The sequence below is a fragment of the Streptomyces sp. NPDC058308 genome, from assembly GCF_042880275.1.
GTDB lineage: Bacteria > Actinomycetota > Actinomycetes > Streptomycetales > Streptomycetaceae > Streptomyces.
Genome location: NZ_JBHVZA010000002.1, coordinates 134768 through 161112 on the forward strand (window position 1 = coordinate 134768; position 26345 = coordinate 161112).

23 protein-coding genes are annotated in these 26345 nt (G+C 70.7%); 10 read left to right on the top strand and 13 right to left on the bottom strand.

All coding sequences use genetic code 11. The features are described 5' to 3' along the window. Positions 1 to 118: 118 nt before the first annotated feature. The 8 genes from ACFVYL_RS03220 to ACFVYL_RS03255 all read right to left on the bottom strand — a co-directional run bounded on the left by ACFVYL_RS03220 (position 119) and on the right by ACFVYL_RS03255 (position 6763). Positions 119 to 457, bottom strand: a complete 339-nt coding sequence (locus tag ACFVYL_RS03220; RefSeq protein WP_030358830.1) for a metal-sulfur cluster assembly factor — start codon at positions 455 to 457, stop codon at positions 119 to 121. Beyond that, on the bottom strand, positions 454 to 927 hold the full coding sequence (sufU, locus tag ACFVYL_RS03225; protein ID WP_389712583.1) for a Fe-S cluster assembly sulfur transfer protein SufU: 474 nt from the start codon (positions 925 to 927) through the stop codon (positions 454 to 456). Before sufU ends, ACFVYL_RS03220 begins: the two co-directional genes overlap by 4 nt. A gap of 16 nt (positions 928 to 943) precedes the next feature. After that, on the bottom strand, positions 944 to 2212 hold the full coding sequence (locus tag ACFVYL_RS03230) for a cysteine desulfurase (RefSeq protein ID WP_389712584.1): 1269 nt from the start codon (positions 2210 to 2212) through the stop codon (positions 944 to 946). Beyond that, entirely contained in the window at positions 2209 to 2973 is a 765-nt protein-coding gene (gene sufC, locus ACFVYL_RS03235; protein WP_030784213.1) for a Fe-S cluster assembly ATPase SufC, read from the bottom strand. The genes ACFVYL_RS03230 and sufC overlap by 4 nt, the downstream gene beginning before the upstream one ends. Positions 2974 to 2980: 7 nt before the next feature. Then, positions 2981 to 3325: a bifunctional 3-phenylpropionate/cinnamic acid dioxygenase ferredoxin subunit gene (locus tag ACFVYL_RS03240; protein ID WP_389712585.1), complete on the bottom strand. Its 345-nt coding sequence runs from the start codon at positions 3323 to 3325 to the stop codon at positions 2981 to 2983. Then, positions 3322 to 4542 (bottom strand): Fe-S cluster assembly protein SufD, encoded by a 1221-nt coding sequence (gene sufD / locus ACFVYL_RS03245; RefSeq protein WP_389712586.1) that lies wholly within the window; start codon positions 4540 to 4542, stop codon positions 3322 to 3324. Before sufD ends, ACFVYL_RS03240 begins: the two co-directional genes overlap by 4 nt. 62 nt (positions 4543 to 4604) lie before the next feature. Continuing rightward, on the bottom strand, positions 4605 to 6026 hold the full coding sequence (gene sufB / locus ACFVYL_RS03250) for a Fe-S cluster assembly protein SufB (RefSeq protein ID WP_389712587.1): 1422 nt from the start codon (positions 6024 to 6026) through the stop codon (positions 4605 to 4607). Then, positions 6023 to 6763 carry a helix-turn-helix transcriptional regulator gene (locus ACFVYL_RS03255; RefSeq protein WP_389712588.1) on the bottom strand — a complete coding sequence of 247 codons (741 nt, stop codon included), beginning with the start codon at positions 6761 to 6763 and terminating at the stop codon, positions 6023 to 6025. Before ACFVYL_RS03255 ends, sufB begins: the two co-directional genes overlap by 4 nt. A 326-nt stretch (positions 6764 to 7089) precedes the next feature. Here ACFVYL_RS03255 and ACFVYL_RS03260 point away from each other — a divergent pair, with 326 nt between their 5' ends. The 3 genes from ACFVYL_RS03260 to ACFVYL_RS03270 are packed head-to-tail and all read left to right on the top strand — an operon-like array spanning position 7090 to position 11016. Continuing rightward, positions 7090 to 8013, top strand: a complete 924-nt coding sequence (locus tag ACFVYL_RS03260; protein WP_389712589.1) for an ABC transporter ATP-binding protein — start codon at positions 7090 to 7092, stop codon at positions 8011 to 8013. Beyond that, positions 8010 to 8780: an ABC transporter permease gene (locus tag ACFVYL_RS03265; protein WP_389712590.1), complete on the top strand. Its 771-nt coding sequence runs from the start codon at positions 8010 to 8012 to the stop codon at positions 8778 to 8780. The genes ACFVYL_RS03260 and ACFVYL_RS03265 overlap by 4 nt, the downstream gene beginning before the upstream one ends. 40 nt (positions 8781 to 8820) lie before the next feature. Further along, positions 8821 to 11016, top strand: a complete 2196-nt coding sequence (locus tag ACFVYL_RS03270; RefSeq protein WP_389712591.1) for a glycogen debranching N-terminal domain-containing protein — start codon at positions 8821 to 8823, stop codon at positions 11014 to 11016. On the opposite strand, the gene ACFVYL_RS03275 is transcribed toward ACFVYL_RS03270, so the two are convergent. Further along, positions 10975 to 12213, bottom strand: coding sequence for a glycosyltransferase family 4 protein (locus ACFVYL_RS03275; protein ID WP_389712592.1), 1239 nt, complete (start codon positions 12211 to 12213; stop codon positions 10975 to 10977). The two genes, ACFVYL_RS03270 and ACFVYL_RS03275, sit on opposite strands and share 42 nt — an antisense overlap. Positions 12214 to 12353: 140 nt before the next feature. Here ACFVYL_RS03275 and ACFVYL_RS03280 point away from each other — a divergent pair, with 140 nt between their 5' ends. Continuing rightward, positions 12354 to 15068: a hypothetical protein gene (locus ACFVYL_RS03280; protein WP_389712593.1), complete on the top strand. Its 2715-nt coding sequence runs from the start codon at positions 12354 to 12356 to the stop codon at positions 15066 to 15068. Between the two features lie 4 nt (positions 15069 to 15072). Further along, a complete protein-coding gene (locus ACFVYL_RS03285; protein WP_389712594.1) occupies positions 15073 to 16101 on the top strand; it encodes a heme A synthase in 1029 nt (342 codons plus the stop codon). Between the two features lie 36 nt (positions 16102 to 16137). Here the strand turns inward: ACFVYL_RS03285 and ACFVYL_RS03290 are convergent, their stop codons facing one another. From ACFVYL_RS03290 to ACFVYL_RS03300, 3 genes are all read right to left on the bottom strand, one after another. After that, a complete protein-coding gene (locus ACFVYL_RS03290; protein WP_389712595.1) occupies positions 16138 to 17235 on the bottom strand; it encodes an amidohydrolase family protein in 1098 nt (365 codons plus the stop codon). 101 nt (positions 17236 to 17336) lie between these two features. Next, the gene (locus ACFVYL_RS03295) at positions 17337 to 17684 is read right to left on the bottom strand and encodes a hypothetical protein (RefSeq protein ID WP_389712596.1); all 348 of its coding nucleotides are present in this window, start codon (positions 17682 to 17684) and stop codon (positions 17337 to 17339) included. A 71-nt stretch (positions 17685 to 17755) separates the two neighbouring features. Next, a complete protein-coding gene (locus ACFVYL_RS03300) occupies positions 17756 to 18709 on the bottom strand; it encodes a heme o synthase (RefSeq protein ID WP_389712991.1) in 954 nt (317 codons plus the stop codon). A gap of 419 nt (positions 18710 to 19128) precedes the next feature. On the opposite strand from ACFVYL_RS03300, the gene tkt reads away from it, so the two are divergent. Genes tkt through pgl form a run of 5 tightly spaced genes read left to right on the top strand, consistent with a single transcriptional unit; the run spans position 19129 to position 25727 of the window. Then, positions 19129 to 21231 (top strand): transketolase, encoded by a 2103-nt coding sequence (gene tkt, locus ACFVYL_RS03305; RefSeq protein WP_389712597.1) that lies wholly within the window; start codon positions 19129 to 19131, stop codon positions 21229 to 21231. Between the two features lie 34 nt (positions 21232 to 21265). Beyond that, on the top strand, positions 21266 to 22384 hold the full coding sequence (tal, locus tag ACFVYL_RS03310) for a transaldolase (RefSeq protein ID WP_389712598.1): 1119 nt from the start codon (positions 21266 to 21268) through the stop codon (positions 22382 to 22384). Positions 22385 to 22390: 6 nt separating this feature from the next. Beyond that, positions 22391 to 23914, top strand: a complete 1524-nt coding sequence (gene zwf / locus ACFVYL_RS03315; RefSeq protein ID WP_389712599.1) for a glucose-6-phosphate dehydrogenase — start codon at positions 22391 to 22393, stop codon at positions 23912 to 23914. Beyond that, complete coding sequence (gene opcA / locus ACFVYL_RS03320; protein ID WP_389712600.1) at positions 23911 to 24951, top strand: glucose-6-phosphate dehydrogenase assembly protein OpcA; 1041 nt, start codon at positions 23911 to 23913, stop codon at positions 24949 to 24951. Before zwf ends, opcA begins: the two co-directional genes overlap by 4 nt. Next, a complete protein-coding gene (pgl, locus tag ACFVYL_RS03325) occupies positions 24948 to 25727 on the top strand; it encodes a 6-phosphogluconolactonase (RefSeq protein WP_389712601.1) in 780 nt (259 codons plus the stop codon). Before opcA ends, pgl begins: the two co-directional genes overlap by 4 nt. Positions 25728 to 25779: 52 nt before the next feature. Here the strand turns inward: pgl and ACFVYL_RS03330 are convergent, their stop codons facing one another. Next, a complete protein-coding gene (locus ACFVYL_RS03330; RefSeq protein WP_389712602.1) occupies positions 25780 to 26268 on the bottom strand; it encodes a DUF2087 domain-containing protein in 489 nt (162 codons plus the stop codon). Positions 26269 to 26345 lie beyond the last annotated feature (77 nt).

The window sequence follows — 26345 nt, forward strand, 5'->3', positions numbered from 1 at the left end:
GCGTACGAGTGTACATATCGATGTGTACGCCCGTACGCAGGAAGCACGAGCGAGCACGACGAAGCCCCCCGGAGATTCTCCGGGGGGCTTCGCGAGCGGCGGTGCCGTCAGACGTCGGTCAGACGTTGAACCCCAGCGCCCGCAGCTGCTCGCGCCCGTCGTCCGTGATCTTGTCCGGGCCCCACGGCGGCATCCAGACCCAGTTGATCCGCAGTTCGTTGACGATGCCCTCCGTCGCCGACTTCGCCTGGTCCTCGATGACGTCGGTCAGCGGGCAGGCCGCGGACGTCAGCGTCATGTCGATCGTGGCGATGTTGGCGTCGTCGATGTGCACGCCGTAGATCAGGCCGAGGTTGACGACGTCGATGCCCAGCTCGGGGTCGACGACGTCGTACAGCGCCTCGCGGACCTCTTCCTCCGAAGCGGGCTTCGTCGTGAGTGTCTCGTTCTCGCTCATGCCGTCTTCCTTTCAGCGGCCCCGTCGGTCTCGCCCAGTGCCTGGGCCGTCGCGTCCTTCCAGGCCATCCAGCTCAGCAGGGCGCACTTCACGCGCGCCGGGTACTTGGAGACGCCGGCGAACGCGACCGCGTCCTCAAGGACCTCCTCCATCGCGTCGTCCGGCTCCAGCTTGCCCTTGGACTGCATCAGTTCCAGGAAGACTTCCTGGATCTTCCGCGCCTCGGCGAGCTCCTTGCCGACCAGGAGGTCGTTCAGGACGGACGCGCTGGCCTGGCTGATGGAGCAGCCCTGCCCCTCGTACGACACGTCGGCGATCGTCGACCCGTCGTACTTCACGCGCAGCGTGATCTCGTCGCCACACGTCGGGTTGACGTGGTGCACCTCGGCGTCGCCATCGCGCAGACCACGCCCGTGCGGGTGCTTGTAGTGGTCCAGGATGACTTCCTGGTACATCGAATCCAGCTTCACGTTCCCGGTCAGCCCCTCAGCCGAAGAAGTTCCGTACGTGCTCCAGACCGTCGACGAGCGCGTCGATCTCGCCGGGCGTGGAGTACAGATAGAACGACGCTCGCGTGGTCGCAGGAATTCCGTAGCGCAGGCAGACGGGGCGCGCGCAGTGGTGGCCGACCCGGACCGCGATGCCTTCCTCGTCGAGCACCTGGCCCACGTCGTGCGGGTGGATGTCGCCGAGCACGAAGGAGATCGCGGCGCCGCGCTCCTCGGCCGTCGTCGGGCCGATGATGCGCAGGTCCGGGACCTCGAGGAGACGCTTGACCGCGTACTCGGTGATCGCGTGCTCGTGCGCGGCGATCTTGTCCATGCCGATGGCGGACAGGTAGTCCACGGCCGCGCCCAGGCCCACGGCCTGGGAGACCGGGGGCGTGCCCGCCTCGAACTTGTGCGGCGCGGGAGCGTACGTCGACGAGTTCATCGACACGGTCTCGATCATCTCGCCGCCGCCGAGGAAGGGCGGGAGGTCCTCCAGGAGCTCCTGGCGTCCCCACAGAACGCCGATGCCCGTCGGGCCGCACATCTTGTGGCCGGTGAAGGCCACGAAGTCGGCCTGCAGCGCCTGCACGTCGAGCGGCATGTGCGGAGCGGCCTGCGAGGCGTCGATCAGGACGAGCGCGCCGACCTCCTGGGCGCGGCGCACGATCGCCTCGACCGGGTTGTGCGTGCCCAGGATGTTGGAGACAAGCACGAAGGAGACGATCTTCGTCTTCTCGGTGATGATCTCGTCGATGTTGGACAGGTCGAGGCGGCCGTCGTCGGTGAGGCCGAACCACTTCAGCTTCGCGCCGGTGCGCTGCGAGAGCAGCTGCCACGGAACGATGTTGGAGTGGTGCTCCATCTCCGTGATGACGATCTCGGTCTCGTGGTCCACGCGGTAGGGCTCATCGGCCCAGCCGAGCATGTTGGCCACGAGGTTCAGCGACTCCGAGGCGTTCTTGGTGAAGATCACCTCGTCGCGGCTGGGCGCGTTGATGAACGCCGCGACCTTGTCACGGGCGCCTTCGTACAGCGCCGTGGCCTCCTCGGCGAGGACGTGCACGCCGCGGTGAACGTTGGCGTTGTGCTGCTCGTAGTACTCGTTCAGTACGTCGAGGACCTGGCGCGGTGTCTGCGAGGTGGCCGCGTTGTCCAGGTACACGAGCTTCTTGCCGTCGTGGATCGTGCGATCCAGGATCGGGAAGTCCTTGCGGATCGCCTCGGTGTCGAGGAGGCCGGAAAGCCCCTGGTGGGCCACTGTCACGCGGATGCGCCACCCTTCGTGTAGGCCTCGTAGCCCTCGGCCTCGAGCTTGTCGGCGAGCTCGGCGCCGCCGGACTCGGCGATGCGGCCGTTCGCGAAGACGTGCACGAAGTCGGGCTTGATGTAGCGCAGGATGCGCGTGTAGTGGGTGATCAGCAGCGTGCCGACCTCACCCGTCTCGCGGACGCGGTTGACGCCGTCGGAGACCTGGCGCAGCGCGTCGACGTCGAGGCCGGAGTCCGTCTCGTCGAGGATCGCGATCTTCGGCTTGAGGAGCTCCATCTGGAGGATCTCGTGGCGCTTCTTCTCACCGCCGGAGAAGCCCTCGTTCACGTTGCGCTCGGCGAAGGCCGGGTCCATCTGGAGCTGCTCCATCGCGGACTTGACCTCCTTCACCCAGGTGCGCAGCTTGGGGGCCTCGCCGCGGATCGCCGTCGCCGACGTGCGCAGGAAGTTGGAGACCGAGACGCCGGGGACCTCGACCGGGTACTGCATGGCGAGGAACATGCCGGCGCGGGCACGCTCGTCGACGGACATCTCCAGGACGTCCTCGCCGTCGAGGGTCACGGTGCCCTGCGTGATCGTGTACTTGGGGTGACCCGCGATGGAGTAGGCGAGCGTCGACTTGCCGGAGCCGTTCGGGCCCATGATGGCGTGGGTCTCGCCCTGCTTCACGGTCAGGTCGACGCCCTTGAGGATCTCCTTGGTGGAGTTGTCGGCCTCGACGGTGACGTGCAGGTCCTTGATTTCAAGCGTTGCCATGGGTGCCTCAGGACTCCTGGGAAGGGGAGGCGTGCACGTCAACGAGTACATCGCCCCCTTCGATCTTTACGGGGTATACGGGTACGGGGCGCGTCGCGGGCAGGCCGGAGGGCTTGCCGGTGCGCAGGTCGAAGCTGGAGCCGTGCAGCCAGCACTCGATCTGGCAGTCCTCCACCTCGCCCTCGGAGAGGGAGACGTTCGCGTGCGAGCAGATGTCGTGGATCGCGTACACCTCGCCCTCGGTGTGGACGACCGAGACGGGCGTGCCGTCGAGTTCCACCCGCTTGGGGGTGTCCTCCTCCAGCTCGCTCAGTCCGCAGGCCCGAAGGAAGCGGGCTTGGTCGAGGCTCATGCGACCGTCGCCTCCAGCTCCTCTTCGATCTTCGCGAGGAGGCGCTCCTCGACGTCCGGCAGACCGATCTGCTGGACCAGCTCGGCGAAGAAGCCGCGGACGACCAAGCGCCGCGCGTCCTCCTCCGAGATACCGCGCGACTGCAGGTAGAAGAGCTGCTCGTCGTCGAAGCGGCCGGTCGCCGAGGCGTGGCCCGCGCCGACGATCTCGCCGGTCTCGATCTCCAGGTTCGGGACCGAGTCCACGCGGGCGCCGTCGGTCAGCACGAGGTTGCGGTTCATCTCGTACGTGTCCGTGCCCTCGGCGGCGGCCTCGATGAGGACGTCGCCGATCCACACCGCGTGGGCGTCGTCGCCCTGGAGCGCGCCCTTGTAGACGACGTTGGACTTGCAGTGCGGGGTGTTGTGGTCGACCAGGAGGCGGTGCTCCTGGTGCTGGCCCGCGTCGGTGATGTACAGGCCGAAGAGCTCGGCCTCGCCGCCGGTGCCCGCGTAGGTGACGCGCGGGTGGAGGCGGACCAGGTCGCCGCCGAAGGTGACGACGACGGACTTGAAGGAGGCGTCACGGCCGATCAGCGCGTTGTGCTGGGCGACGTGCACCGCCTTGTCGTCCCAGTCCTGGACGGAGACGACGGTGAGCTTGGCGCCGTCGCCGACGACGAAGTCGACGTTGGCGGCGAGCACGGCGTCACCGGTGTGGTCGATGACGACCAGGGCCTCGGCGAACGCACCCAGCTCGATGACCTGGTGCGCGAAGGCGGTGCCGCCCTCGCCGTGCACGGCGATGCGGATCGGCTCGGTCAGGACCGTCTCCTTGGGGACGGTCACGACCGAGGCCTTCTCGAAGGACGAGTAGGCCTGGGCGGCGACGCGGTCGACGGGCTTGCCCGCCTTGCCGACGCGCGCGTCGTCCCGGCCGACGGTCTCCTGGATGACACCCTCGGGGGCGCTCACCTCGACGCGGATGCCGCCATCGGCGACCGCGTTGCCGTCGTGCAGCCCGCGCAGGCGCTCCAGCGGCGTGAACCGCCACTCCTCCTCGCGGCCGTGCGGCACCGGGAAGCTGTCCACGTCGTAGGACGGGGGAGCGCTCATGCGCGTGGCTACGGTGGACTCGGCGGCCACCGCGATGGATCCGGCGGTCGTCGACCCGAGCGGTGGGGGTCCCCCCTGCCCGAGCGAAGTCGAGGACTTGGGGGAGTTCTGAGCCTCAGCCATGGCTGTCGTCGTGCTCTCTCTCTGCGTAAGAAGTCAGTCGCTGCGGAGGATGGTCGCCGGAATTAACCGACCGAACCCTCCATCTGCAGCTCGATCAGCCGGTTCAGCTCCAGGGCGTACTCCATGGGCAGCTCCTTGGCGATCGGCTCGACGAAGCCGCGCACGATCATCGCCATGGCCTCGAACTCCGTCATCCCGCGGCTCATCAGGTAGAAGAGCTGGTCGTCGGAGACCTTGGAGACGGTGGCCTCGTGCCCCATGGAGACGTCGTCCTCGCGGACGTCGACGTAGGGGTAGGTGTCCGAGCGGGAGATCGTGTCGACGAGCAGCGCGTCGCAGAGCACGTTCGACTTCGAGCCGTGAGCGCCCTCGCCGATCTCGACGAGACCGCGGTACGACGTACGGCCACCGCCGCGCGCCACCGACTTGGAGACGATGTTGGAGGACGTGTTCGGCGCCATGTGGACCATCTTGGAGCCGGCGTCCTGGTGCTGGCCCTCGCCCGCGAAGGCGATGGACAGGGTCTCGCCCTTGGCGTGCTCGCCCATGAGGTAGACGGCGGGGTACTTCATCGTCACCTTGGAGCCGATGTTGCCGTCGATCCACTCCATGGTCGCGCCCTCGTACGCCACGGCGCGCTTGGTGACCAGGTTGTAGACGTTGTTCGACCAGTTCTGGATCGTCGTGTAGCGGCAGCGGCCGCCCTTCTTCACGATGATCTCGACGACGGCGGAGTGCAGCGAGTCCGACTTGTAGATCGGCGCGGTGCAGCCCTCGACGTAGTGCACGTAGGCACCCTCGTCGACGATGATCAGGGTCCGCTCGAACTGGCCCATGTTCTCCGTGTTGATGCGGAAGTAGGCCTGGAGCGGGATCTCGACCTGCACGCCCTTGGGGACGTAGATGAACGAGCCACCGGACCAGACGGCGCTGTTCAGCGAGGCGAACTTGTTGTCACCGACGGGGATGACGGTCCCGAAGTACTCCTTGAAGAGCTCCGGGTGCTCCTTCAGCGCCGTGTCGGTGTCCAGGAAGATGACGCCCTGCTCCTCCAGGTCCTCGCGGATCTGGTGGTAGACGACCTCGGACTCGTACTGCGCGGCGACACCGGCGACCAGGCGCTGCTTCTCCGCCTCGGGGATGCCGAGCTTGTCGTACGTGTTCTTGATGTCCTCGGGCAGGTCCTCCCAGGACTCCGCCTGCTTCTCCGTGGAGCGCACGAAGTACTTGATGTTGTCGAAGTCGATGCCGGAGAGGTCCGAGCCCCAGTTCGGCATGGGCTTCTTGTCGAAGAGGCGCAGACCCTTCAGGCGCAGCTTCGTCATCCACTCAGGCTCGGACTTCTTGGCCGAGATGTCCCGGACGACGTCCTCGCTGATGCCGCGCTTGGCAGAGGCACCCGCCGCGTCGGAGTCGGCCCAGCCGTATTCGTAGTTGCCCAGACCCTCGAGCTCAGGGTGGGCAGTCTCCGTGGGGAGAGTCATGCGGGGTTCCTCCCGGCCGTGCTTGCTGATGCTGATGTGGTGGTCCGTGTGGTGCTGTCGCCGCCGCTGCCACTGCGCGGGATGAACGTCGTACAGACGCCGTCTCCGTGCGCGATCGTGGCGAGGCGCTGCACATGCGTGCCGAGCAGCGCGGAGAAGATCTCCGTCTCCGCCTCGCACAGCTGCGGGTACTGCTCGGCGACATGGGCGACAGGGCAGTGGTGCTGACAGAGCTGCTCGCCGACCGGTGCGCTACGCGCCGTAGCAGCGTACCCGTCGGCGGTCAATGCCTTCGCGAGAGCCTCGGTGCGCTGTTCGGCGGGCGCGGCGGCCATCGCCTTGCGGTACGTCTCGGCCTGGGCGGCGAACCTCGCCCGGGCGAATTCGACGACCGCGCCCTCGCCGTGGTGCTCGGTGATCCACCGGAGCGCGTCCGCGGCCAGCTTGTCGTACGACTGGTCGAAGGCGTCGCGCCCGCAGTCGGTCAGGGCGAAGACCTTGGCGGGCCTGCCCCGGGTCCGGGCTCCATAAACGCGCTGCTCACGGGGCTCGACGACGTTCTCATGGGCGAGGGCGTCGAGGTGCCTGCGGACGGCCGCCTGGGTGAGGCCGAGGCGCTTCGCGAGGTCGGCGACGGTGGACGGGCCGTGATCCAGGATGGACCGCGCGACCCGGTTGCGCGTCGAACGCTCACCGGTCGCGAGTTCCTCCTGCGGAGCCTCGCCAACGTTTTTCACAACGCCATTGTTGCGTAATTCCTCAGAGCCTGACAACCCGCGTCCCGAGCGACCCCTGGTGCACTACATCACTTAGGCATACCTAAGCTGACCTGCGGAAACGATCACCGATCGATCAACCCGGTGGCGTCCCCGAACCCCGCCCAGCAGACCCGGAAACCATGCCGACACCCCCTCCGACCGGCCCTTTGTGTACGCGCGTGGCGGACGCCGTGGCCTACGCCGAACGGTGGCCGGCCGGGAACCGGCCGCGGACGTAGCGGGGCTGCGGAACTCCGCCGCCCCGCCCGACCGGGGCCCCGGCCGCGTCCCTAGACTGGCTCACCATGCGAAACGAGCCCGTCGTCCAGATCCGGAATCTGGTCAAGCGGTACGGAACCAAGACCGCGGTGGACGGTCTCGACCTGACGGCCGGGGCGGGCATCACCGCCGTCCTCGGCCCCAACGGCGCGGGCAAGACCACCACGATAGAGACCTGCGAGGGCTACCGGAAGCCGGACTCCGGTACCGTCCGCGTCCTCGGTCTCGACCCGGTGCGCGAGGCGGACTCCCTGCGGCCCCGCATCGGCGTGATGCTCCAGTCCGGCGGCGTCTACTCCGGCGCCCGCGCCGACGAGATGCTCCGCCACGTGGCCAAGCTGCACGCACGCCCCCTGGACGTGGCCGCGCTCATCGAGCGCCTCGGCCTGGAGAGCTGCGGCCGCACCACCTACCGACGGCTTTCCGGCGGCCAGCAGCAGCGCCTCGCGCTCGCCATGGCCGTGGTCGGCAGGCCCGAGCTGGTCTTCCTCGACGAGCCGACCGCGGGCCTCGACCCGCAGGCGCGCCGGGCCACCTGGGACCTCGTACGCGATCTGCGGCGCGACGGCGTCGGCGTCATCCTCACCACGCACCACATGGACGAGGCCGAGGAGCTCGCCGACGACGTCGCGATCATCGACGCGGGCAAGGTCATCGCCCAGGGCAGCCCCGACGAGCTCTGCCGCGGCGGCGCCGAGAACACCCTGCGCTTCAGCGGCCGCCCCGGTCTGGACGTCGCCTCGCTGCTCAAGGCCCTGCCATCGGACTCGGCCGCCGCCGAACTGACCCCCGGCTCCTACCGGGTCAGCGGCACGGTCGACCCGCAGCTGCTGGCCACCGTCACCTCGTGGTGCGCGCAGCACGGCGTCATGCCGGAGAAGATCTCGGTCGAACGCCACACCCTGGAAGACGTGTACTTGGAACTCACCGGCAAGGAGCTGCGCGGATGAGCGCCGCAGGGACCTACACGCCGGAGCCGGGCGCCGCCCCGCTCCGCCGCATGATCGCCGCGCAGGCGGCGCTCGAAACGAAGATGCTGCTGCGCAACGGCGAGCAGCTGCTCCTGACGGTCGTGATCCCGACCCTCCTGCTCGTCCTCTTCAGCGCGGTCGACATCGTCGACACGGGCGACGGCGACGCGGTCGACTTCCTCGCGCCCGGCATCCTCGCGCTCGCCGTGATGTCGACGGCCTTCACCGGCCAGGCCATCGCGACGGGCTTCGAGCGCCGCTACGGCGTGCTCAAGCGGCTCGGCGCCTCGCCGCTCCCGCGCTGGGGCCTGATGACCGCCAAGACCCTCTCGGTCCTGGTCACCGAGGTCCTGCAGATCGTGCTGCTCACGGTCATCGCGTTCGCCCTCGGCTGGTCGCCGCACGGCAACCCCGTCTCGGTGCTCCTGCTCCTGGTGCTCGGCACGGCCGCGTTCTCCGGCCTCGGCCTGCTGATGGCGGGCACCCTCAAGGCCGAGGCGACGCTCGCCGCCGCGAACCTCGTCTTCCTGCTCCTCCTCATGGGCGGCGGCGTCATCGTCCCCCTGGACAAGTTCCCCGACGCGACGCAGACGGTGCTCGGCCTGCTCCCCATCTCGGCCCTCTCCGACGGGCTGCGCGACGTCCTGCAGCACGGTGCGGGCATGCCGTGGGGGGACCTCGGGATCCTCGCGGTGTGGGCGGTGCTCGGGCTGGGCGCGGCGGCGAAGTTCTTCCGCTGGGAGTGACGGCGGCATGACGTGAGGGCGCAGCGGGCACTCCCGTTCCGTGGCCGACACCCCGGAATTACCCGCACCGCGCCGGGCCCTCGCCCTGCAGCCGCTGCTGCACGACGTGGTGATCTGCGTCGCGGCCCCCGCCTTCACCGCGTCGGGCCGTGACGGCCAGCTCCGCGGCGCACGGGCCGACGGCTTCTACGACCACGACCGGCGGCTCCTGCACACCCTGGTGCTGCTGATCGACGGCCGGGAGCCGGAGCCCGTCGGCGTCCAGCCGCTCGGCCCCGACCGGGTCCGCTTCACCGCCGTGCACCGCTACCCGGGAGACGGCACGGACGACCCGACGCTGATCGTCGAGCGCGTGCGCACCGCCGGTGAGGGCGAGACGGTCCTGCTGCGCAACGTCGGCACCCTGACCCACACCGTGCGCGTCGAGCTGGCCGCCGCCACCGACCTCGCCGACATCGCCGACGTGAAGCACGGGCTCACCGGCCCGGCCGTGCCGCCGTCCGCCGCGCGGACCGGCGCGGCGGCGCTCTCCTGGTGCTCCCCCACGGGCCGCGCCAGGATCCTCGTCGCCGGGTGCCCCGCGCGCGCCAGGACCTCCGCGGGCCCGGCGTGCGGCACCTTCACCTGGTCCCGGGTCGACGTGCCGCCGGGCGGCTCCTGGCTGATCCGGCTCGCCGTCACGGGCCGCGCCGTCCCCGCCCCGCCGGGCCACCCGGTCGCCGCCTCCCCGCACGTGCCCTGGTCGGAGCCGGTGGTCCACGGCGACCGGCGGCTGGTCGCGCTGGTCCGCCAGGGGCTCGCCGATCTGCGGGCGCTGCGCCTCGCGGACGGCGCGGGCGGCCGGTCGGCGCCCCACGACGACCAGTTCATCGCCGCCGGCTGCCCCTGGTACCTGACGCTGTTCGGCAGGGACTCGATCTGGTCGGCCCGCATGCTGCTGCCGCTCGGCACCGAACTGGCCCGCGGCACGCTGTGGACCCTCGCCCGACGCCAGGGCACGGTCCACGACGACTTCCGCGAGGAGGCGCCGGGGCGCATCCTGCACGAGCTGCGGCCCGGGCAGTCGCAGCACGGCCACGGCCTGCTGCTCCCCTCCCACTACTACGGCTCCGTCGACGCGACCCCGCTCTTCGTCTCGCTCCTCGTCGACGCCTGGCGCTGGGGCCTGCCCGCGGCCGACGTCGACGGCCTCCTGCCGTACGCGGAGCGCGCGATGGACTGGATCGTCGCCGTCTGCGGCAAGGACAAGGACGGGCTGCTGCGCTACTACCCGCGCCCCGGCGGGCTGCTCCACCAGTCGTGGAAGGACTCCGCCGACGCGGTGCGCGACGCGGCGGGCCGCCGCGTCGAACCCCCGCTGGCCCTCTGCGAGGTGCAGGGATACGCCTACGAGGCGGCGACGGGCCTCGCCGCCCTCCTGGACTCCCGCGGAGCCGCCTGGCGCGCCCGCGAGCTGCGTGCCTGGGCCGCGGCCCTCCGCGACCGTTTCGCGGACGCCTTCTGGATCACCGGCAAGGAAGGCCCCGCTCCCCGCTACGCGGCCATCGCGGTCGGCCGGGACCTCGACCCGGTCACCGGCCCCGCCTCCAACATGGGCCAGCTGCTCGCCACCGGCATCCTCGACGCGGACGGCTGCGCCGACGTCGCCGCCTGGCTGGCCTCCCCCGAGCTGAACTCCGGCTGGGGGCTGCGCAGCCGGTCGGCCGCCGTGCCCGGCTTCAACCCGCTGAGCTACCACGGCGGTTCGGTGTGGACCCACGACACGGCGATCGCCGTGCAGGGCCTGTGCGCGTCGGGCCGCCAGGCCGAGGCCGCGGCGCTCGCCGACGGCCTGCTGGACGCCGCGGTGCACTTCTCGTACCGGATGCCGGAGCTGTACGGCGGCGACGCGCGGACCGAGACCTCGCCCGCCCCGCTCGCCTACCCGGCCGCCTGCCGCCCGCAGGGCTGGTCTGCGGCGTCCGGTGTCGCGGTGCTCGCCGCACTCCTTGGGCTGCGTCCCGACGCGGCACGGCGCAGGCTCGCGCTGCGTCCGCTCCATCCGGCGCTGCTCGGGCCGCTCACCGTGTCGGGGCTGCGCCTCGCGGGCGCGGACCTCTCGGTACGGGTCGGCGGGGACGGGCGGACGGCGGTGGCCGGGCTGCCCGGGGGCTGGCGGGTCGACACCGCCGCGGAGGGGGGATCGGGCGCCGGTTCAGACACCGGCGCGGGCGGCGGTCCAGGCACCGTCGGCTGACGCTCCGTCCGCTCGCGAGAGCAGCGTGCGGTACTCCGCGCGCATCCGCTCCAGGTAGATCTCGCGCAGGTCGAAGTGGTCCCTGACGTGGTCCCGTCCGCGCAGCCCCATCCGGCGCCCGGTCTCGCGGTCGTCGAGCAGTTCGGCGATCCGCGCTGCGAGCTGTTCCTCGTTCCCGTCCGGCACGAGGTAGCCGATCGCTCCGTCGGCGTCGACGCCCTCGCCGAGGCCGCCCATCCGCGTCACCACCACGGGCCGCGCCGCCGCCATGGCCTCCAGCGGGGCGAGCCCCATCGGCTCCGCGAAAAGCGAGGGGTAGACGACGACCGTGGACTCGGCGTAGAGACCGGGCATTTCCTCGACGCCTGCCTCCACGAAATCCACGTACGGCTTCAGGTCGCGCCTCTCGATCTCCTTTTCGAGACTTTCCCGGAAGCCGATCTTCTCGCCGTGAAAATCGACCGTCTGGCGGGTGTCCGTGAGGACGAGCCGGGGGGCGAATGCGCACATGCGGCGCTTGACGATCAGGTCGAGTGCGGCCACCGCGAGCATCGCGCCCTTGTCCGGGATGAGCCGCGCGGGCAGCAGGACCGTGCCCTGCCGCGGTGCGCCGTCGAGCGGCGCGACCGACGTGTAGGGAGCGGTGTCGATGCCCAGGTAGGTGCGGTCCGCCCGCACGTCGAGCACGTCGGCGCAGGCGGTGCGCAGGAACTCCGAGACCGCGTAGTGCCCGTCCCACTCCGTCGCCGTGAGCGTGGATCCCCGGCTGCCCGGCGCGCCCCAGATGCTGTGATACGTGTGGCAGAGCACCAGACCGAGCGGCCCGCGCAGCGCCTGAAGGGCCTTGGCCGGGGCTCCGCTGAAGTGGTGCAGGTTGTGGCAGTGCACCACGCGTACCCCGCGCTTCACCAGGACCTCGGCGAACCACCGGGTGAGGCGGCGCAGGTCGCCGGGGTCGCGCTCCAGCCTGGCGAGATCGAGCGCCGGGTGGGTGAGCACCTCCACGCCCGGCTGGCCCGGCGTCTGCGCGTCGGGGGTGCCGGTGAGGACGGTGACGCGATGGCCCCGCTGCGCCAACAGCCGCGAATAGTCCCACAAGTGGGATTCCACCCCGCCCACACAGGGCGGAAATGACCAGTGGACCAACGCGATATGCACCCCGGCTTCCGGGGGTTGATCCTGCGCGTCGAGATCCATGCCGCCTCCGTGCCGTCGAATCCGCGAAGCGCAGACTAGCCCCGGTTTCCCCTTGCGGTCGTATTCCGGTGAGGGCGGGTTTTCCCCGAGAATGGGACTGTCCTGCGCAAAGGGCGGGTGGGGGCCGACAGGGGGAACTGATGTCCGTATTGCTTTCCGGTTTAGTCGTCGGTGCACGCAAGCGGTTCGTCCTGACGCGCAAGCGGCTCACCGTCACCATGAAGCGGCTCGCCGCCGGCGCCACCGCGCTTTCGGGGGTGGCGGTCGCCCTGGTGGCTCTCCTGAAGGACCGGACGACCGGCCCTGTGATGTGGGCCCTGGTCGGCTTCATCGTGCTGGGCATGGTCTCCCTCGTCGTCATGTCCACCCCCGCGCACGGGCGGACCGCCGGGGACACCGCGTCGGCCGCCTCTCCCCCGAACAACCTCCCCTTCCGCTCCCGCTACTTCGTGGGCCGCAAGGACGAGATGGCCCGGATCGAGCGGATCCTGCGCCCCGGCAAGGGCGCCCACGGCCGCCGCGTCTGCGTCCTGCACGGCACCGGCGGCATCGGAAAGTCCCAGCTGGCCACCGTGTACGCACACGACAAGCTCGAGGAGCACAGCCTCACCCGGTGGCTCAACGCCACCAGCGCCGACCGGCTCCTGTGCGACCTCCTCGAACTCGCCGCCCTGATCGGCATCGCCTACCACGAGTCCAAGACCGTGGTCCTTTCCCGCCTGTGGAGCTGGCTGCGCGACCACCCGGGCTGGCTTCTCGTCTACGACAACGTCCAGCTCGACGCCGCCGAGGCGAACAGCGAAGGCCCCATCGACCGCCTGGAGCGGCTGCAGCCCCTGCTGCCGCCCGAAGGGGTCGGCAAGGTGCTCATCACCACCCAGCACCGCGAGGGCTGGAGCGGCCTGTGCCCGGACCCGGTCGAACTCACCGTCTACGCCGCGGCCGAGGGCCTCGAATTCCTGCGGCTCAGGACCGGCTCGTCGGACGAGGAGCGCCTCGCCCGGCTGGGCCGGCTCCTCGGCTGGCAGCCGCTCGCCCTGGAGCAGGCCGGCGCGTACATCGAGCAGGCCGAGATCAGCGTCGAGAGCGAGGACTTCGAGGACTATCTGCAGCGGCTCTCCGAGCAGACCGCCGACAGCGACGCCAAGACCTTCGAGCTGGCGATCGAGCGGATCGGGCGCCAGCAGCCCGCCGCCGAGGACCTGCTGCGGCTCTGCTCCTTCCTCGCCTCCGAGGACGTGCCCCGCACCATGCTCTTCCGGTACCGCTCGGTCCTGCCCGACCGGCTGCGCCTGGTGATGGAGGACCAGCTCGCCTTCACCCGGCTCGTCCTCAAGCTCGTCCAGCACTCCCTGATGACCCGCCACGGCGACGGCCGCACGGAACCGGTGACGTACGGAATCCATCCCCGCGTACAGATCTTCATCCGCTCCCGCCTCACCGGCCACGAGCGCCTGGAGTGGTCGCAGGCCGCGGTCCGGCTGATCGAGGCCGCCTTCCCGCTCGCCCCCGAACAGCTCGACTCGCGCCTCGCCTGTGAACGGCTGATGCCGCACGTCGACGCGGTGACCGCCGAACCCGCCTGGGCCGAGGACGACGACGGCGAACTGGGCGCGGCCCTGGATCCGGAGGGTCTCGTGCGGCTGCTGCACCGGGCGGGCAGCTATCAGAGCCACCGCTGCGACTGGAAGAGCGCCCTGGCCTTCTTCGCCCGCGAGGTGGAATTGCGCGGCCTGGGCACCGGCTCCGAGCACAGCCTCGCGACCGCCCACCTGGCCATCGCCCGCCAGCACTACCTCCTCGCCCACCTGGACACCGCGGAGGCGGCCTGCGGCAGGGCCCTCGCCCTGTGCGACGCCCACAAGGACGATGACGCCTTCCAGCAGATACGGGCGCAGTGCTGCCGTCAGTTCGGCGGCATCCTGCGGGAGCGCAACCGCTTCCGCGAGGCGGGCGGCTATCTGGAGGCCGCCCTGCGGATCTACGAATACCAGGGTTCAGGCTGGGAGGTGAGCGACTGGGCGGTCACCGAGCAGGAGGCCGGCATGATCCACCGCAACGCGGGCCGGCTCACCGCCGCGCTCGACTGCTACCGGCGGGCCGGCGAGCTGATCAGCAGCGGCGGCTCCACCGGCCTCGAGGAGCACGTGGTGTTCCGCGCCATGCTCCGGCGCGACGTCGGCATCGTCGCGCAGGACCGCGGCGACCTGGACACCGCCCAGGCCGAGCTGGCGGCCGCGCACGCCGTCTTCCGCAGCAAGCGCGGCGAGGAGGACTTCGAGACCGCGCAGGTCGCCAAATTCCTGGCGGACGTGGAGCGCCGCAAGGGCCAGCAGTGCAAGGCAGCCTCCCGGCAGGCCCGCAGCCCCCTGCGCAAGCGCGGCCTGCGCGCCCAGGCCCAGACCCATCTCACCCGTGCGCACGAACTCCTCGGCCCCGTCCTGACCCTGCTCGGCGAGCGCCGGGCGACCGAGGCCCACACCTACGCCGCCTGTCTCAACAAGCTCGGCTCGCTGCAGTGGGCCGAAGGGCACCTCAGCAAGGCGATCGACACTCTCCGCGAGGCCGAGGGGATCTACGTCACCGCGTACGGGCCCGACCACCACTACCGGGCGAAGGCTCTGTGCCGGCTCGGCCCGGTGCTGCGGGCCGCGGGCTACCGGACCCGCGCCGAGCAGGAGCTGCGCACGGCGGAGCGTATCTTCGTCGTCAGCCTGGGCGAGGAACACCCCTCGCTCGTGGCGGTGTACGCGTTCCTCGCGGACTGCGCCGCGGACCCGGCCCACGCGGCGGAACTCCGGGGCCGGGCGGACCGCATCCACCGGTCGCTCTGGGACAACTCGTCCCCCTCGTGAAGACATGCACAAGCGGCCCCCTACGATGGTGCGCGTGCCAAAAGTGACCCGAGCCGACATCGCTTCAGCCGTGCGGAACCCGCTCGCCTTCATCGCCGAGCGCTGGACCCCCACCCAGCGGACCGTCCAGCAGGCGGCCATGATCTCCGTCGTCATGACGGTGCTCATCGTGGTGACGGGCGGCGCCGTCCGGCTGACCGGCTCCGGCCTCGGCTGCCCGACCTGGCCCAAGTGCACGGACCAGTCCCTCACCGCGACGAGCGAGATGGGCTTCCACGGCGCCATCGAGTTCGGCAACCGCATGCTGGCGTACGTGCTGAGCGCGGCCGTCGGCTGGGCGATCATCGCGGCCCGCTCGCAGAAGCCGGTGCGGCGCAGCCTCACCCGGCTCGGCTGGGCCCAGTTCTGGCTGGTGATGGGCAACGCCGTGCTCGGCGGCATCGTGGTCCTCGTCGGCCTGAACCCGTGGACGGTCGCGGCGCACTTCCTGCTCTCCTCCGCGCTGATCGCCGTCGCCATCACCATGTGGCAGCGGACCCGCGAGGGCGACGGCGAGCCGCGCCCGCTCGTCGGCAAGGCCGTGGTGCAGCTCGTATGGGTCCTCGTCGCGGCCTCCGCTCTGCTGATCGCCGTGGGCACGGTCGTCACCGGCTCGGGACCGCACGCGGGCGACTCAAGCGACGTGCCGCGGATGGGCTTCGACTGGGAGGCGGTCAGCAAGCTGCACGCCGTCCTCGCCTGGATCGTGGTGACGCTGGCGTTCGCCCTGTGGTTCGTGCTCAAGGCGGTCGACGCGCCGCCCGGCCCGCTGGCCCGTACCCGCCAGCTGTTCCTGGTCCTGCTCTCGCAGGGCGCGATCGGTTACGTCCAGTACTTCACGGACCTGCCGGAGATCCTGGTCGGCCTGCACATGCTCGGCTCGTGCCTGGTGTGGATCGCCGTGGTGCGGGTGCTGCTCTCGCTGCGGGAGCGGCCGCTCACCACGGCGGACGTGCCCGCCCAGGCGGACGACTCCCGCCTCTCGGCCGTCTGAGACCGGGCGGCCGAGGGCGGCCGGAACCGCCCGCCCTCACCGCTGCGCGCCCGCCGCGAGCCCGTAGACCCGCCGGGCGTTGCCCGCGGCGATCAGCCCCGCGACGCGCTGCGCGTCGGTGAGCGACCAGGCGCCCTCCGCGACCCAGGTGCCGAGCACGCGCCCGAGCGCCTCCCGGAACAGGTGCGCGCCGACGACGTGCAGTTCGGGCAGCCCGTGGGCGCCGCTGGAGAACAGCAGCTTGCCGAAGGGCGCGAGTTCGAGGATCTCGGCGAGCACGGCGGCCGCGCGGGCTCCGGTGCGTACGAGCGCGGGCCCGAGGTCGGCGTACACGTGCGGGAAGACGGCCGCCAGGTGCGCGGCGCTGCGGTGGTACGGATAGCCGTGCAGCAGCACCAGATCGGTGCCGAGCCCCGCGGTGGCCCGCGCGAAGTCCCCCAGGTACGTCTGCGGGTCCCCGGCCCCCGCGTGCAGCTGCAGCGGCCTGCCGGAGGCCACGGCGATCCACAGCAGGTGCCGCAGCAGGACGGGATCGGCGAGCGCCCCGCCCACCTGCCGCCCGGCCAGCCAGCGCCCGACCGCGCCCCGCACCTCGCCGGGGCCCGGCGGTTCCGGCGCGAGGGCGAGCGGATGGCGCACCCCCGCGACCGAGGTGAAGGCGACGGCGTGCACGGCGGCGGCGTGCACGGACTCGGCGAGATTGGCGAGGAACGCGTCCGCGGTGCCCGAGGTGTCGGCCACCTGTTCGGCGAGTAATTCCAGGCGGACGATCTCGCGGGCGTCGGCGTCGCCCGTGCAGGCCATCTCGGCGGGCCCCGTCAGGTCCCCCGGCAGCCCCGTGTCGACGAGGTACGTGGTGATGCCGCTGCCCCGCAGCAGGCGCCGCCCCGACTCCAGGACGCCGAGCTCGCGGCGCCGGGCGAGGTAGCGGGCCGGCGGGCAGTGCGGCTCCAGGCCGAGCAGCGGCGGACACCAGCGGCGCACCGCGAAGCCGGTCTGGGTATCGAAGAAGGTGGTGCCGGGGGCGGGCGGTCCCTCGCCCCGGCCGAGGTGGGCCTCGAAGGTGCCGAGGCCCAGCTCCGTACGGAGGACGCCATGGCAGTACTGGTCCACCAGGGACGGCGTTTCGATCATCCGGACTCCCGATGAGTGGACCTTGCTCCTACGGTCCTAACGGGTGACCCGGGCGTCAGGTGTTGCTTTCGGCCGGTCTCCGCCGAACGTACGGCGGGGCGTCAGCCGTTGCCCGGGCTGCCGAGCTGGATACCGGCCATCCGCTTCCACTCGTAGGGGCCGGTCTTCATCTTGGCCGCGAAGTCCCCGGCGAACTCCTCGTGGACGGTGACCCCGGCCTTCTCGACGGCGCTCTGCGCGATGGCACAGGTGGGCGCGACGAGGTCGCCCCAGCCGCCGTCCTCACCGACGAGGACGATCCGGGCACCCTCCTGCCCGATGTACGCGACCTGCGCCTCGGCCCCGCCGTGCGCCCGCGCGAAGGTGCCGATCTCCTTGGCGAGCCTGGCCGCCTTCCGCTCGGCACGAGCGGCCTGCTTGCTGTCCTCAACCTGCTGGATCTCTGCCATGGACAGGATGCTACCGACGGGTAGCCCACTTGGCGACAGACGGGTGACGTGGCATCTGCCACGCGGTGCGCCTAGCGGAGGAAGGGGTCCACCGCCACCGCCACGAAGAGCAGCGAGACGTACGTGATGGACCAGTGGAAGAGCCGCATCTCCTTGAGCTTGCCGCCCGTGACCTCGGCCTTGGCGCGGCTTTGCAGCCCGTGCGCCTCCCACAGCCAGAAGCCGCCGGTGACCAGCGCGACCGCCGTGTAGAACCAGCCGGTGTAGCCGAGCGGCTGGAGCAGCAGCGAGACGGCGACCATGACCCAGCTGTAGAGGACGATCTGGCGGGCGACCACCTTGTTCGAGGCGATGACCGGCAGCATCGGCACGCCGACGCGCGCGTAGTCGGCCTTGACCTTCATGGACAGCGGCCAGTAGTGCGGCGGCGTCCAGAAGAACATCACGAGGAAGAGGACGACCGGGGCCCACGACATGGAGTCGGTGACCGAGGACCAGCCGATGAGGACCGGCAGGCAGCCCGCGATGCCGCCCCAGACGATGTTCTGGGAGGTGCGCCGCTTGAGGATCATCGTGTAGACGACCACGTAGAAGAGCAGCGCGCCGAGCGAGAGCCAGGCGGAGAGCCAGTTGACGGCGAAGCCGAACAACAGGGTGGAGACGACCGCGAGGGTGATGCCGAACACGAGGCACTCGCGCGGGCTGACCATGCCGGTCACCAGCGGGCGCTGCGACGTGCGGTCCATGAGGGCGTCGATGTCGCGGTCGATGTACATGTTGAGCGCGTTGGCACCCCCCGCGGAGAGGTAGCCGCCCAGGCAGGTCACGAAGACCAGCCAGAGGTCGGGCACCCCCTGCTCGGCGAGGAACATCACCGGAACGGTGGTGATGAGCAGCAACTCGATGATTCGGGGCTTGGTCAGCGCCACGAACGCCTTGACACGAGCCCCGAACGGCCGATGGCTCGGGCTAAGGTCCGTCCCGGAAACCCCCGCTGGACGGGATTCAACGGCCGTCACGCACACCCCTGACAGAGACATCCCAGCGAGCCGACCAGCACCTTCAGACATGAAGATCCGGTAAAGCCCGCGCGTACCACGCCACTGTAGACGTTGCCCATACCCCGCCCTTCGCGGGGGTGGGGTCGTGTTGGCCCGGCCGGTCGAACGGCGCCCGTGGCGAGTTGCGCCGCCAGATGAGCGGAACCGGGCGTTCATTGAGCGGACAAATGGGCGATACCGGTGGCCTTTTGAGCGGACATATGAGCGACCCCATATTCACTTGCCTAATGCCCGCCCTTTCCTTTCGGGAGGCGCTTCCTCGTGTGTCACTGCAGTCTGGAATGACTCGAAAAAATGAACGTTCTCGCAGCGGTAGGCTCGACAGCGGCCGGTGGGATCTACGCCGCCGGCATTCGACATGTGGAGAGGAGCCCTGACTCAGGGTGAGCACCAAGCCGACCACCACAGACCTCGAGTGGACCGAACTGGACCAGCGGGCCGTTGATACCGCTCGCGTCCTGGCCATGGATTCCGTACAGAAGGTCGGCAACGGCCATCCCGGTACGGCCATGAGCCTCGCGCCCGCCGCGTACACCCTCTTCCAGAAGGTGATGCGCCACGATCCGGCGGACGCCGAGTGGACCGGCCGCGACCGGTTCGTCCTCTCTGCGGGCCACTCGTCCCTGACGCTCTACACCCAGCTCTACCTGGCCGGCTTCGGCCTGGAGCTGGACGACCTGAAGGCCTTCCGCACCTGGGGTTCGAAGACCCCGGGCCACCCGGAGTACGGCCACACGACGGGCGTGGAGACGACGACGGGCCCGCTGGGCCAGGGCGTCGCCAATGCCGTGGGCATGGCGATGGCCGCCCGCTACGAGCGCGGTCTGTTCGACCCGGAGGCGGCCGACGGCTCGTCCCCGTTCGACCACTTCATCTACGCCATCGCCGGTGACGGCTGCCTCCAGGAGGGCATCTCCGGCGAGGCCTCGTCGCTGGCCGGGCACCAGAAGCTCGGCAACCTGATCCTGCTGTGGGACGACAACCACATCTCGATCGAGGGCGACACGGAGACCGCGGTCTCCGAGGACACCATGAAGCGGTACGAGGCGTACGGCTGGCACGTCCAGCGCGTGGCGCCCAAGGAGGACGGCGACCTCGACCCGGCCGCCCTCTACGCCGCGATCCAGGCCGCCAAGGCCGAGACCGAGCGCCCCTCCTTCATCGCGATGCGCTCGATCATCGCCTGGCCCGCCCCGAACGCGCAGAACACCGAGGCCGCCCACGGCTCGGCGCTCGGCGACGAGGAAGTGGCCGCCACCAAGCGCGTCCTCGGCTTCGACCCGGAGCAGAACTTCGAGGTCTCCGACGAGGTCCTCGCGCACACCCGCAAGGCCCTCGACCGGGGCCGCGAGGCCAAGGCCGAGTGGGAGAAGGGCTTCGCCGCCTGGCGCACCGCCAACGCCGAGCGCGCCGCCGAGTTCGACCGCGTCCGCGCGGGCGAGCTGCCCGCGGGCTGGGAGGAGAAGCTCCCCGAGTTCGAGACCGGCAAGGGTGTCGCCACCCGCGCCGCGTCCGGCAAGGTCCTGCAGGCGCTCGGCGCGGTCATCCCCGAGCTGTGGGGCGGCTCCGCCGACCTCGCGGGCTCGAACAACACGACGATCGACAAGACGTCGTCGTTCCTGCCCGCGGGCAACCCGCTGCCCGAGGCCGACCCGTACGGCCGTACGGTCCACTTCGGCATCCGCGAGCACTCCATGGCCGCGGAGATGAACGGCATCGCGCTGCACGGCAACACGCGCATCTTCGGTGGCACCTTCCTGGTGTTCTCCGACTACATGCGCAACGCCGTCCGCCTGTCCGCGCTGATGCACCTCCCGGTGACGTACGTGTGGACGCACGACTCCATCGGCCTCGGCGAGGACGGTCCGACCCACCAGCCGGTCGAGCACCTGGCCTCCCTGCGCGCCATCCCGGGCCTGAACGTCGTGCGCCCGGCCGACGCCAACGAGACCGTCATCGCGTGGCGCGAGATCCTCAAGCGCTACACCAAGGAGTTCGGCAAGGGGGCCCCGCACGGCCTCGCGCTGACCCGCCAGGGCGTGCCGACGTACGAGCGCAACGAGGACGCCGCCAAGGGCGGCTACGTCCTGTTCGAGGCCGAAGGGCCCGACGGGAAGAGCGCAGCGCCCGAGGTCGTGCTCATCGGCACCGGCTCCGAGGTCCAGCTCGCCGTCGAGGCGCGCGAGCAGCTGCAGGCCGCGGGCGTCCCGACGCGCGTCGTCTCGATGCCGTCGGTGGAATGGTTCGAGGAGCAGGACCAGGGGTACCGCGACAGCGTCCTGCCGCCGTCCGTCAAGGCGCGTGTGGCGGTCGAGGCCGGCATCGGTCTGACCTGGCACCGCTTCGTGGGCGACGCCGGACGCATCGTCTCGCTGGAGCACTTCGGTGCCTCGGCGGACGGCAAGGTGCTGTTCCGCGAGTTCGGGTTCACCGCCGACGCGGTGGCTCAGGCGGCGCGGGAATCGATCGCCGCCGCTCAGCGCTGACGCCCATATACGACCAAGTAGGAGATGTAATTCCATGACAGACGCACTCAAGCGCCTTTCCGAAGAAGGCGTCGCGATCTGGCTGGACGACCTGTCGCGCAAGCGGATCACGTCCGGCAACCTCGCCGAGCTGATCGACCAGCAGCACGTCGTGGGCGTCACGACCAACCCGTCGATCTTCCAGAAGGCCATCTCGCAGGGCGACGGTTACGACCAGCAGCTCTCCGACCTGGCGGCCCGTGGGGTCACCGTCGAAGAGGCCATCCGGATGATCACGACGGCGGACGTCCGTGACGCCGCCGACATCCTGCGCCCGGTCTTCGACGCGACGGGCGGCCAGGACGGCCGGGTGTCCATCGAGGTCGACCCGCGCCTGGCGCACAACACCAAGGCCACGACGGCCGAGGCCAAGCAGCTCGCCTGGCTGGTGGACCGGCCGAACGCGCTCATCAAGATCCCGGCCACCGAGGCGGGCATCCCGGCGATCACCGAGGTCATCGGCCTCGGCATCAGCGTCAACGTCACGCTGATCTTCTCGCTCGAGCGCTACCGCATGGTCATGGACGCCTACCTCGCGGGCCTGGAGAAGGCCAAGGAGCGCGGCCTGGACCTCTCGAAGATCCACTCGGTGGCGTCCTTCTTCGTGTCCCGCGTGGACACCGAGATCGACAAGCGCCTGGACGGCATCGGCACGGACGAGGCCAAGTCCCTCAAGGGCAAGGCCGCTCTCGCCAACGCCCGCCTCGCCTACGAGGCCTACGAGGAGGTCTTCTCCTCGGACCGCTGGGCCGCCCTGGACAAGGCGCAGGCCAACAAGCAGCGTCCGCTGTGGGCCTCGACCGGCGTCAAGGACCCGGCGTACAAGGACACCCTGTACGTCGACGACCTGGTCGCGCCGAACACCGTGAACACGATGCCGGAGGCCACCCTGGAGGCCACCGCCGACCACGGGTCGATCACCGGCAACACCATCGCGGGCACCTACGACCAGTCGCGCGCCGAGATCGCCGCGGTGGAGAAGCTCGGCATCTCCTACGACGAGGTCGTGCAGCTGCTCGAGGACGAGGGCGTCGAGAAGTTCGAGGCGTCCTGGACCGACCTGCTCAAGTCGACCGAGGCCGAGCTCGAGCGCCTCGCTCCTTCGAAGGGCTGACCCACTTTGTCAAGCAGCAATCCGCTGCGTGACGCCGCAGACCGACGGCTCCCGCGTATCGCGGGGCCGTCGGGCCTGGTCATCTTTGGCGTCACGGGCGATTTGTCCCGTAAAAAGTTGATGCCTGCCGTCTACGACCTCGCCAACAGAGGCCTGTTGCCGCCGGGCTTCTCGCTCATCGGCTTCGCGCGTCGCGACTGGGAGAACGAGGACTTCGCCCAGGTCGTCCACGACGCGGTCAAGGAGCACTCGCGCACGCCGTTCCGCGAAGAGGTCTGGCAGCAGCTCATCCAGGGCATGCGCTTCGTCCAGGGCAACTTCGACGACGACGAGGCCTTCGAGCAGCTCAAGGCCACCATCCAGGAGCTCGACAAGGCTCAGGGCACCGGCGGCAACTTCGCGTTCTACCTCTCGGTGCCGCCGAAGTTCTTCCCGCAGGTCGTCCAGCAGCTGAAGAAGCACGAGCTCGCGGACGCCCCGGAGGGCTCCTGGCGCCGTGCGGTCATCGAGAAGCCGTTCGGCCACGACCTGGCGTCGGCCCAGGAGCTGAACGCGATCGTGCACGAGGTGTTCGCCCCGGACCAGGTGTTCCGGATCGACCACTACCTCGGCAAGGAGACCGTCCAGAACATCCTGGCGCTCCGCTTCGCCAACCAGATGTTCGAGCCGATCTGGAACCGGTCGTACGTCGACCACGTGCAGATCACCATGGCCGAGGACATCGGCATCGGCGGCCGCGCCGGCTACTACGACGGCATCGGCGCCGCCCGCGACGTCATCCAGAACCACCTGCTCCAGCTGATGGCGCTCACCGCGATGGAGGAGCCCGCCTCCTTCGACGCCAACGCGCTGGTCGCCGAGAAGGCCAAGGTCCTGGGCGCCGTCCGGCTCCCCAAGGACCTCGGCAGGAACACGGTCCGCGGGCAGTACTCCGCGGGGTGGCAGGGCGGCGAGAAGGCCGTCGGCTACCTGCAGGAAGAGGGCATCGACGCCAAGTCGAAGACCGACACCTACGCGGCCGTCAAGCTGGAGGTGGACAACCGCCGCTGGGCGGGTGTGCCCTTCTACCTGCGTACGGGCAAGCGCCTCGGCCGCCGGGTCACCGAGATCGCGGTGGTCTTCCAGCGCGCGCCCCACTCCCCCTTCGACCACACCGCCACCGAGGAGCTCGGGCAGAACGCGATCGTCATCCGCGTCCAGCCGGACGAGGGCATCACGGTCCGGTTCGGCTCGAAGGTGCCCGGCACCTCCATGGAGATCCGGGACGTCTCGATGGACTTCGCCTACGGCGAGTCCTTCACCGAGTCCAGCCCGGAGGCGTACGAGCGCCTGATCCTGGACGTCCTGCTCGGCGACGCCAACCTCTTCCCGCGCACGGAGGAGGTCGAGCTGTCCTGGAACATCCTCGACCCGATCGAGGAGTACTGGGACAAGCACGGCAAGCCCGCGCAGTACCCGGCCGGCACCTGGGGCCCGACCGAGGCGGACGAAATGCTCGCACGAGACGGACGGAGCTGGCGTCGGCCATGAAGATCGACCTTACGGACACCACGTCCAGCAAGATCAACAAGGCGCTCGTGCAGGGCCGCAGGGCGATCGGCACCCCCGCCGTCGGCATGGTGCTCACCCTCGTCATCGTCACCGACGAGGAGAACGCCTACGACGCCCTGAAGGCGGCCAACGACGCCTCCCGCGAGCACCCCTCGCGCACCCTCGTGGTCATCAAGCGGGCCGCGCGCTCGCCCCGTGACCGCACCACCTCGCGCCTGGACGCCGAGGTACGGGTCGGCGTCGAGGCCGGCACCGGCGAGACGGTGGTCCTGCGCCTGTACGGCGAGGTCATCAACCACGCCCAGTCGGTCGTGCTCCCGCTGCTGCTGCCCGACGCCCCGGTGGTCGTCTGGTGGCCGGTGAACGCCCCGCTGGACCCGGCGAACGACCCGCTCGGCGCCCTGGCGCAGCGACGCGTCACGGACACCTACGCGGCCGAGGAGCCGATCCACGAGCTGACCGCCCGCGCCGAGGCCTACCACCCCGGCGACACGGACCTGTCCTGGACCCGCATCACCCCGTGGCGCTCCATGCTCGCCGCGGCCCTGGACCAGGTCACGTGCAAGGTCACCGAAGTGCAGGTGGACGGCGAGGAGTTCAACCCGAGCTGCGAGCTGCTCGCCATGTGGCTGGCGGACCGCCTCGACGTGCCGGTCAAGCGCGCGCTGTCGGCGGGCCCCGGCCTGACCGGCGTCCGGATGGAGACCACCTGCGGTCCCATCGTGCTCGACCGGGCCGACGGCTCGCTCGCCACGCTCTCCATCCAGGGGCAGCCCGACCGCGCGGTGGCGCTCAAGCGCCGCGAGACGGCCGAGCTGATCGCGGAGGAGCTGCGGCGCCTCGACCCGGACGACACCTACGCCTCGGCGCTGAAGTACGGCGTGGACCGCCTGGCGGCCCCGCCGTCGCAGCCGGTGACCGAGACGGCGGAAGAGGCCAAGGGCGCCGAGGAGAGCGCCGCGCCGAAGAAGGCCCCGGCGAAGAAGGCTCCGGCCAAGAAGGCGGCCGCGAAGTGAGCGCGACCCCGCAGCTCGTCGTGCACCGCGACAAGGAGCTGATGGCACAGGCCGCGGCGGCCCGCCTCATCACGAAGATCGTCGACGCGCAGGCCGCCCGCGGCAGCGCGTCGGTGGTCCTCACCGGCGGCCGCAACGGCAACGGCCTCCTCGCGGCGCTGGGTTCGTCCCCCGCCCGGGACGCGATCGACTGGTCGCGCCTGGACCTGTGGTGGGGCGACGAGCGCTTCCTGCCGGACGGCGACCCGGAGCGCAACTACACCCAGGCCAAGGAGGCACTGCTCGACTCGGTGCCCCTGAACCCGGCCCGGGTGCACCCGATGCCCGCGTCGGACGGCGCGTACGAGGTGGACGCGGCGGCGGAGATCTACGCCGCCGAACTCACCGCGGCCGCCGGCCCGGAGGACCACGGTCCGGTGCCGACCTTCGACGTCCTGATGCTCGGCGTCGGCCCGGACACGCACATCGCGTCGCTCTTCCCCGAGCTGCCCGCGGTGCGCGAGACGGTGCGCACGGTGGTCGGTGTGCACGGCGCGCCGAAGCCCCCGCCGACCCGCATCTCGCTCACGCTCCCGGCGATCCGCTCGGCGCGTGAGGTGTGGCTGCTCGCGGCGGGCGAGGACAAGGCGCGGGCCGCGGCCATCGCCCTGTCGGGCGCGGGCGAGGTGCAGGCCCCCGCGGCCGGTGCCTACGGGCGCTCGCGCACGCTGTGGCTGCTGGACTCCGCGGCGGCCTCCGAGCTGCCTCCGGAGCTGTACCCGCCGGCCGTGGCGTAGCCGCTTCCCGTCGTACGCCTGAGGGCCCCCGCACCAGCCGGTGTGGGGGCCCTCAGGCGTCGACGAGGACGCGTCGGTAGCTGCTGCCGTCCTGGTCGCGCTCCAGGAGGCCGTCGCAGACGCAGTGCCTGCGCAGCGCGGCGGTGTCGTCGTGGACGGTGCCGAACGCGTCGTTGACCTCGCGCTCGCTGTAGCTGCGGCCGGTGTCGAAGAGGGTGTCCGTGAGGTGGACGAGGAGTTCGTGGCGTACGACGGGGCGTACGGGGATCGCGGTGAGGCGGCCGTGCGCGAAGAAGCCGGCGAGGCGGCGCGGCACGGTGGGGTGGGCGTCCACGGGGCCGGGGACCCGCCGGAAGACGGCCGGGTCGGCCCGCAGCGACCCGTCGGGCAGCCGCTCCACGAGGCCGGCGGCGAGCAGGCGCCCCAGATGTCTGCGGGCGACGGCGGAGTCGGCCTCGCGCGGCGGCAGGTCGTCCAGGACTATGCGCGCGTACAGCCTGAGTCTCTCGGGGTCGGCGAGCACGGCGAGCAGCTGGTCCATGACGGGGTCCCTCCCGGCGGGTGACAGAGCCGAAGCAGTGTCACCCGCCGGGCGGTGCGCCCGCACCCGATTAACGC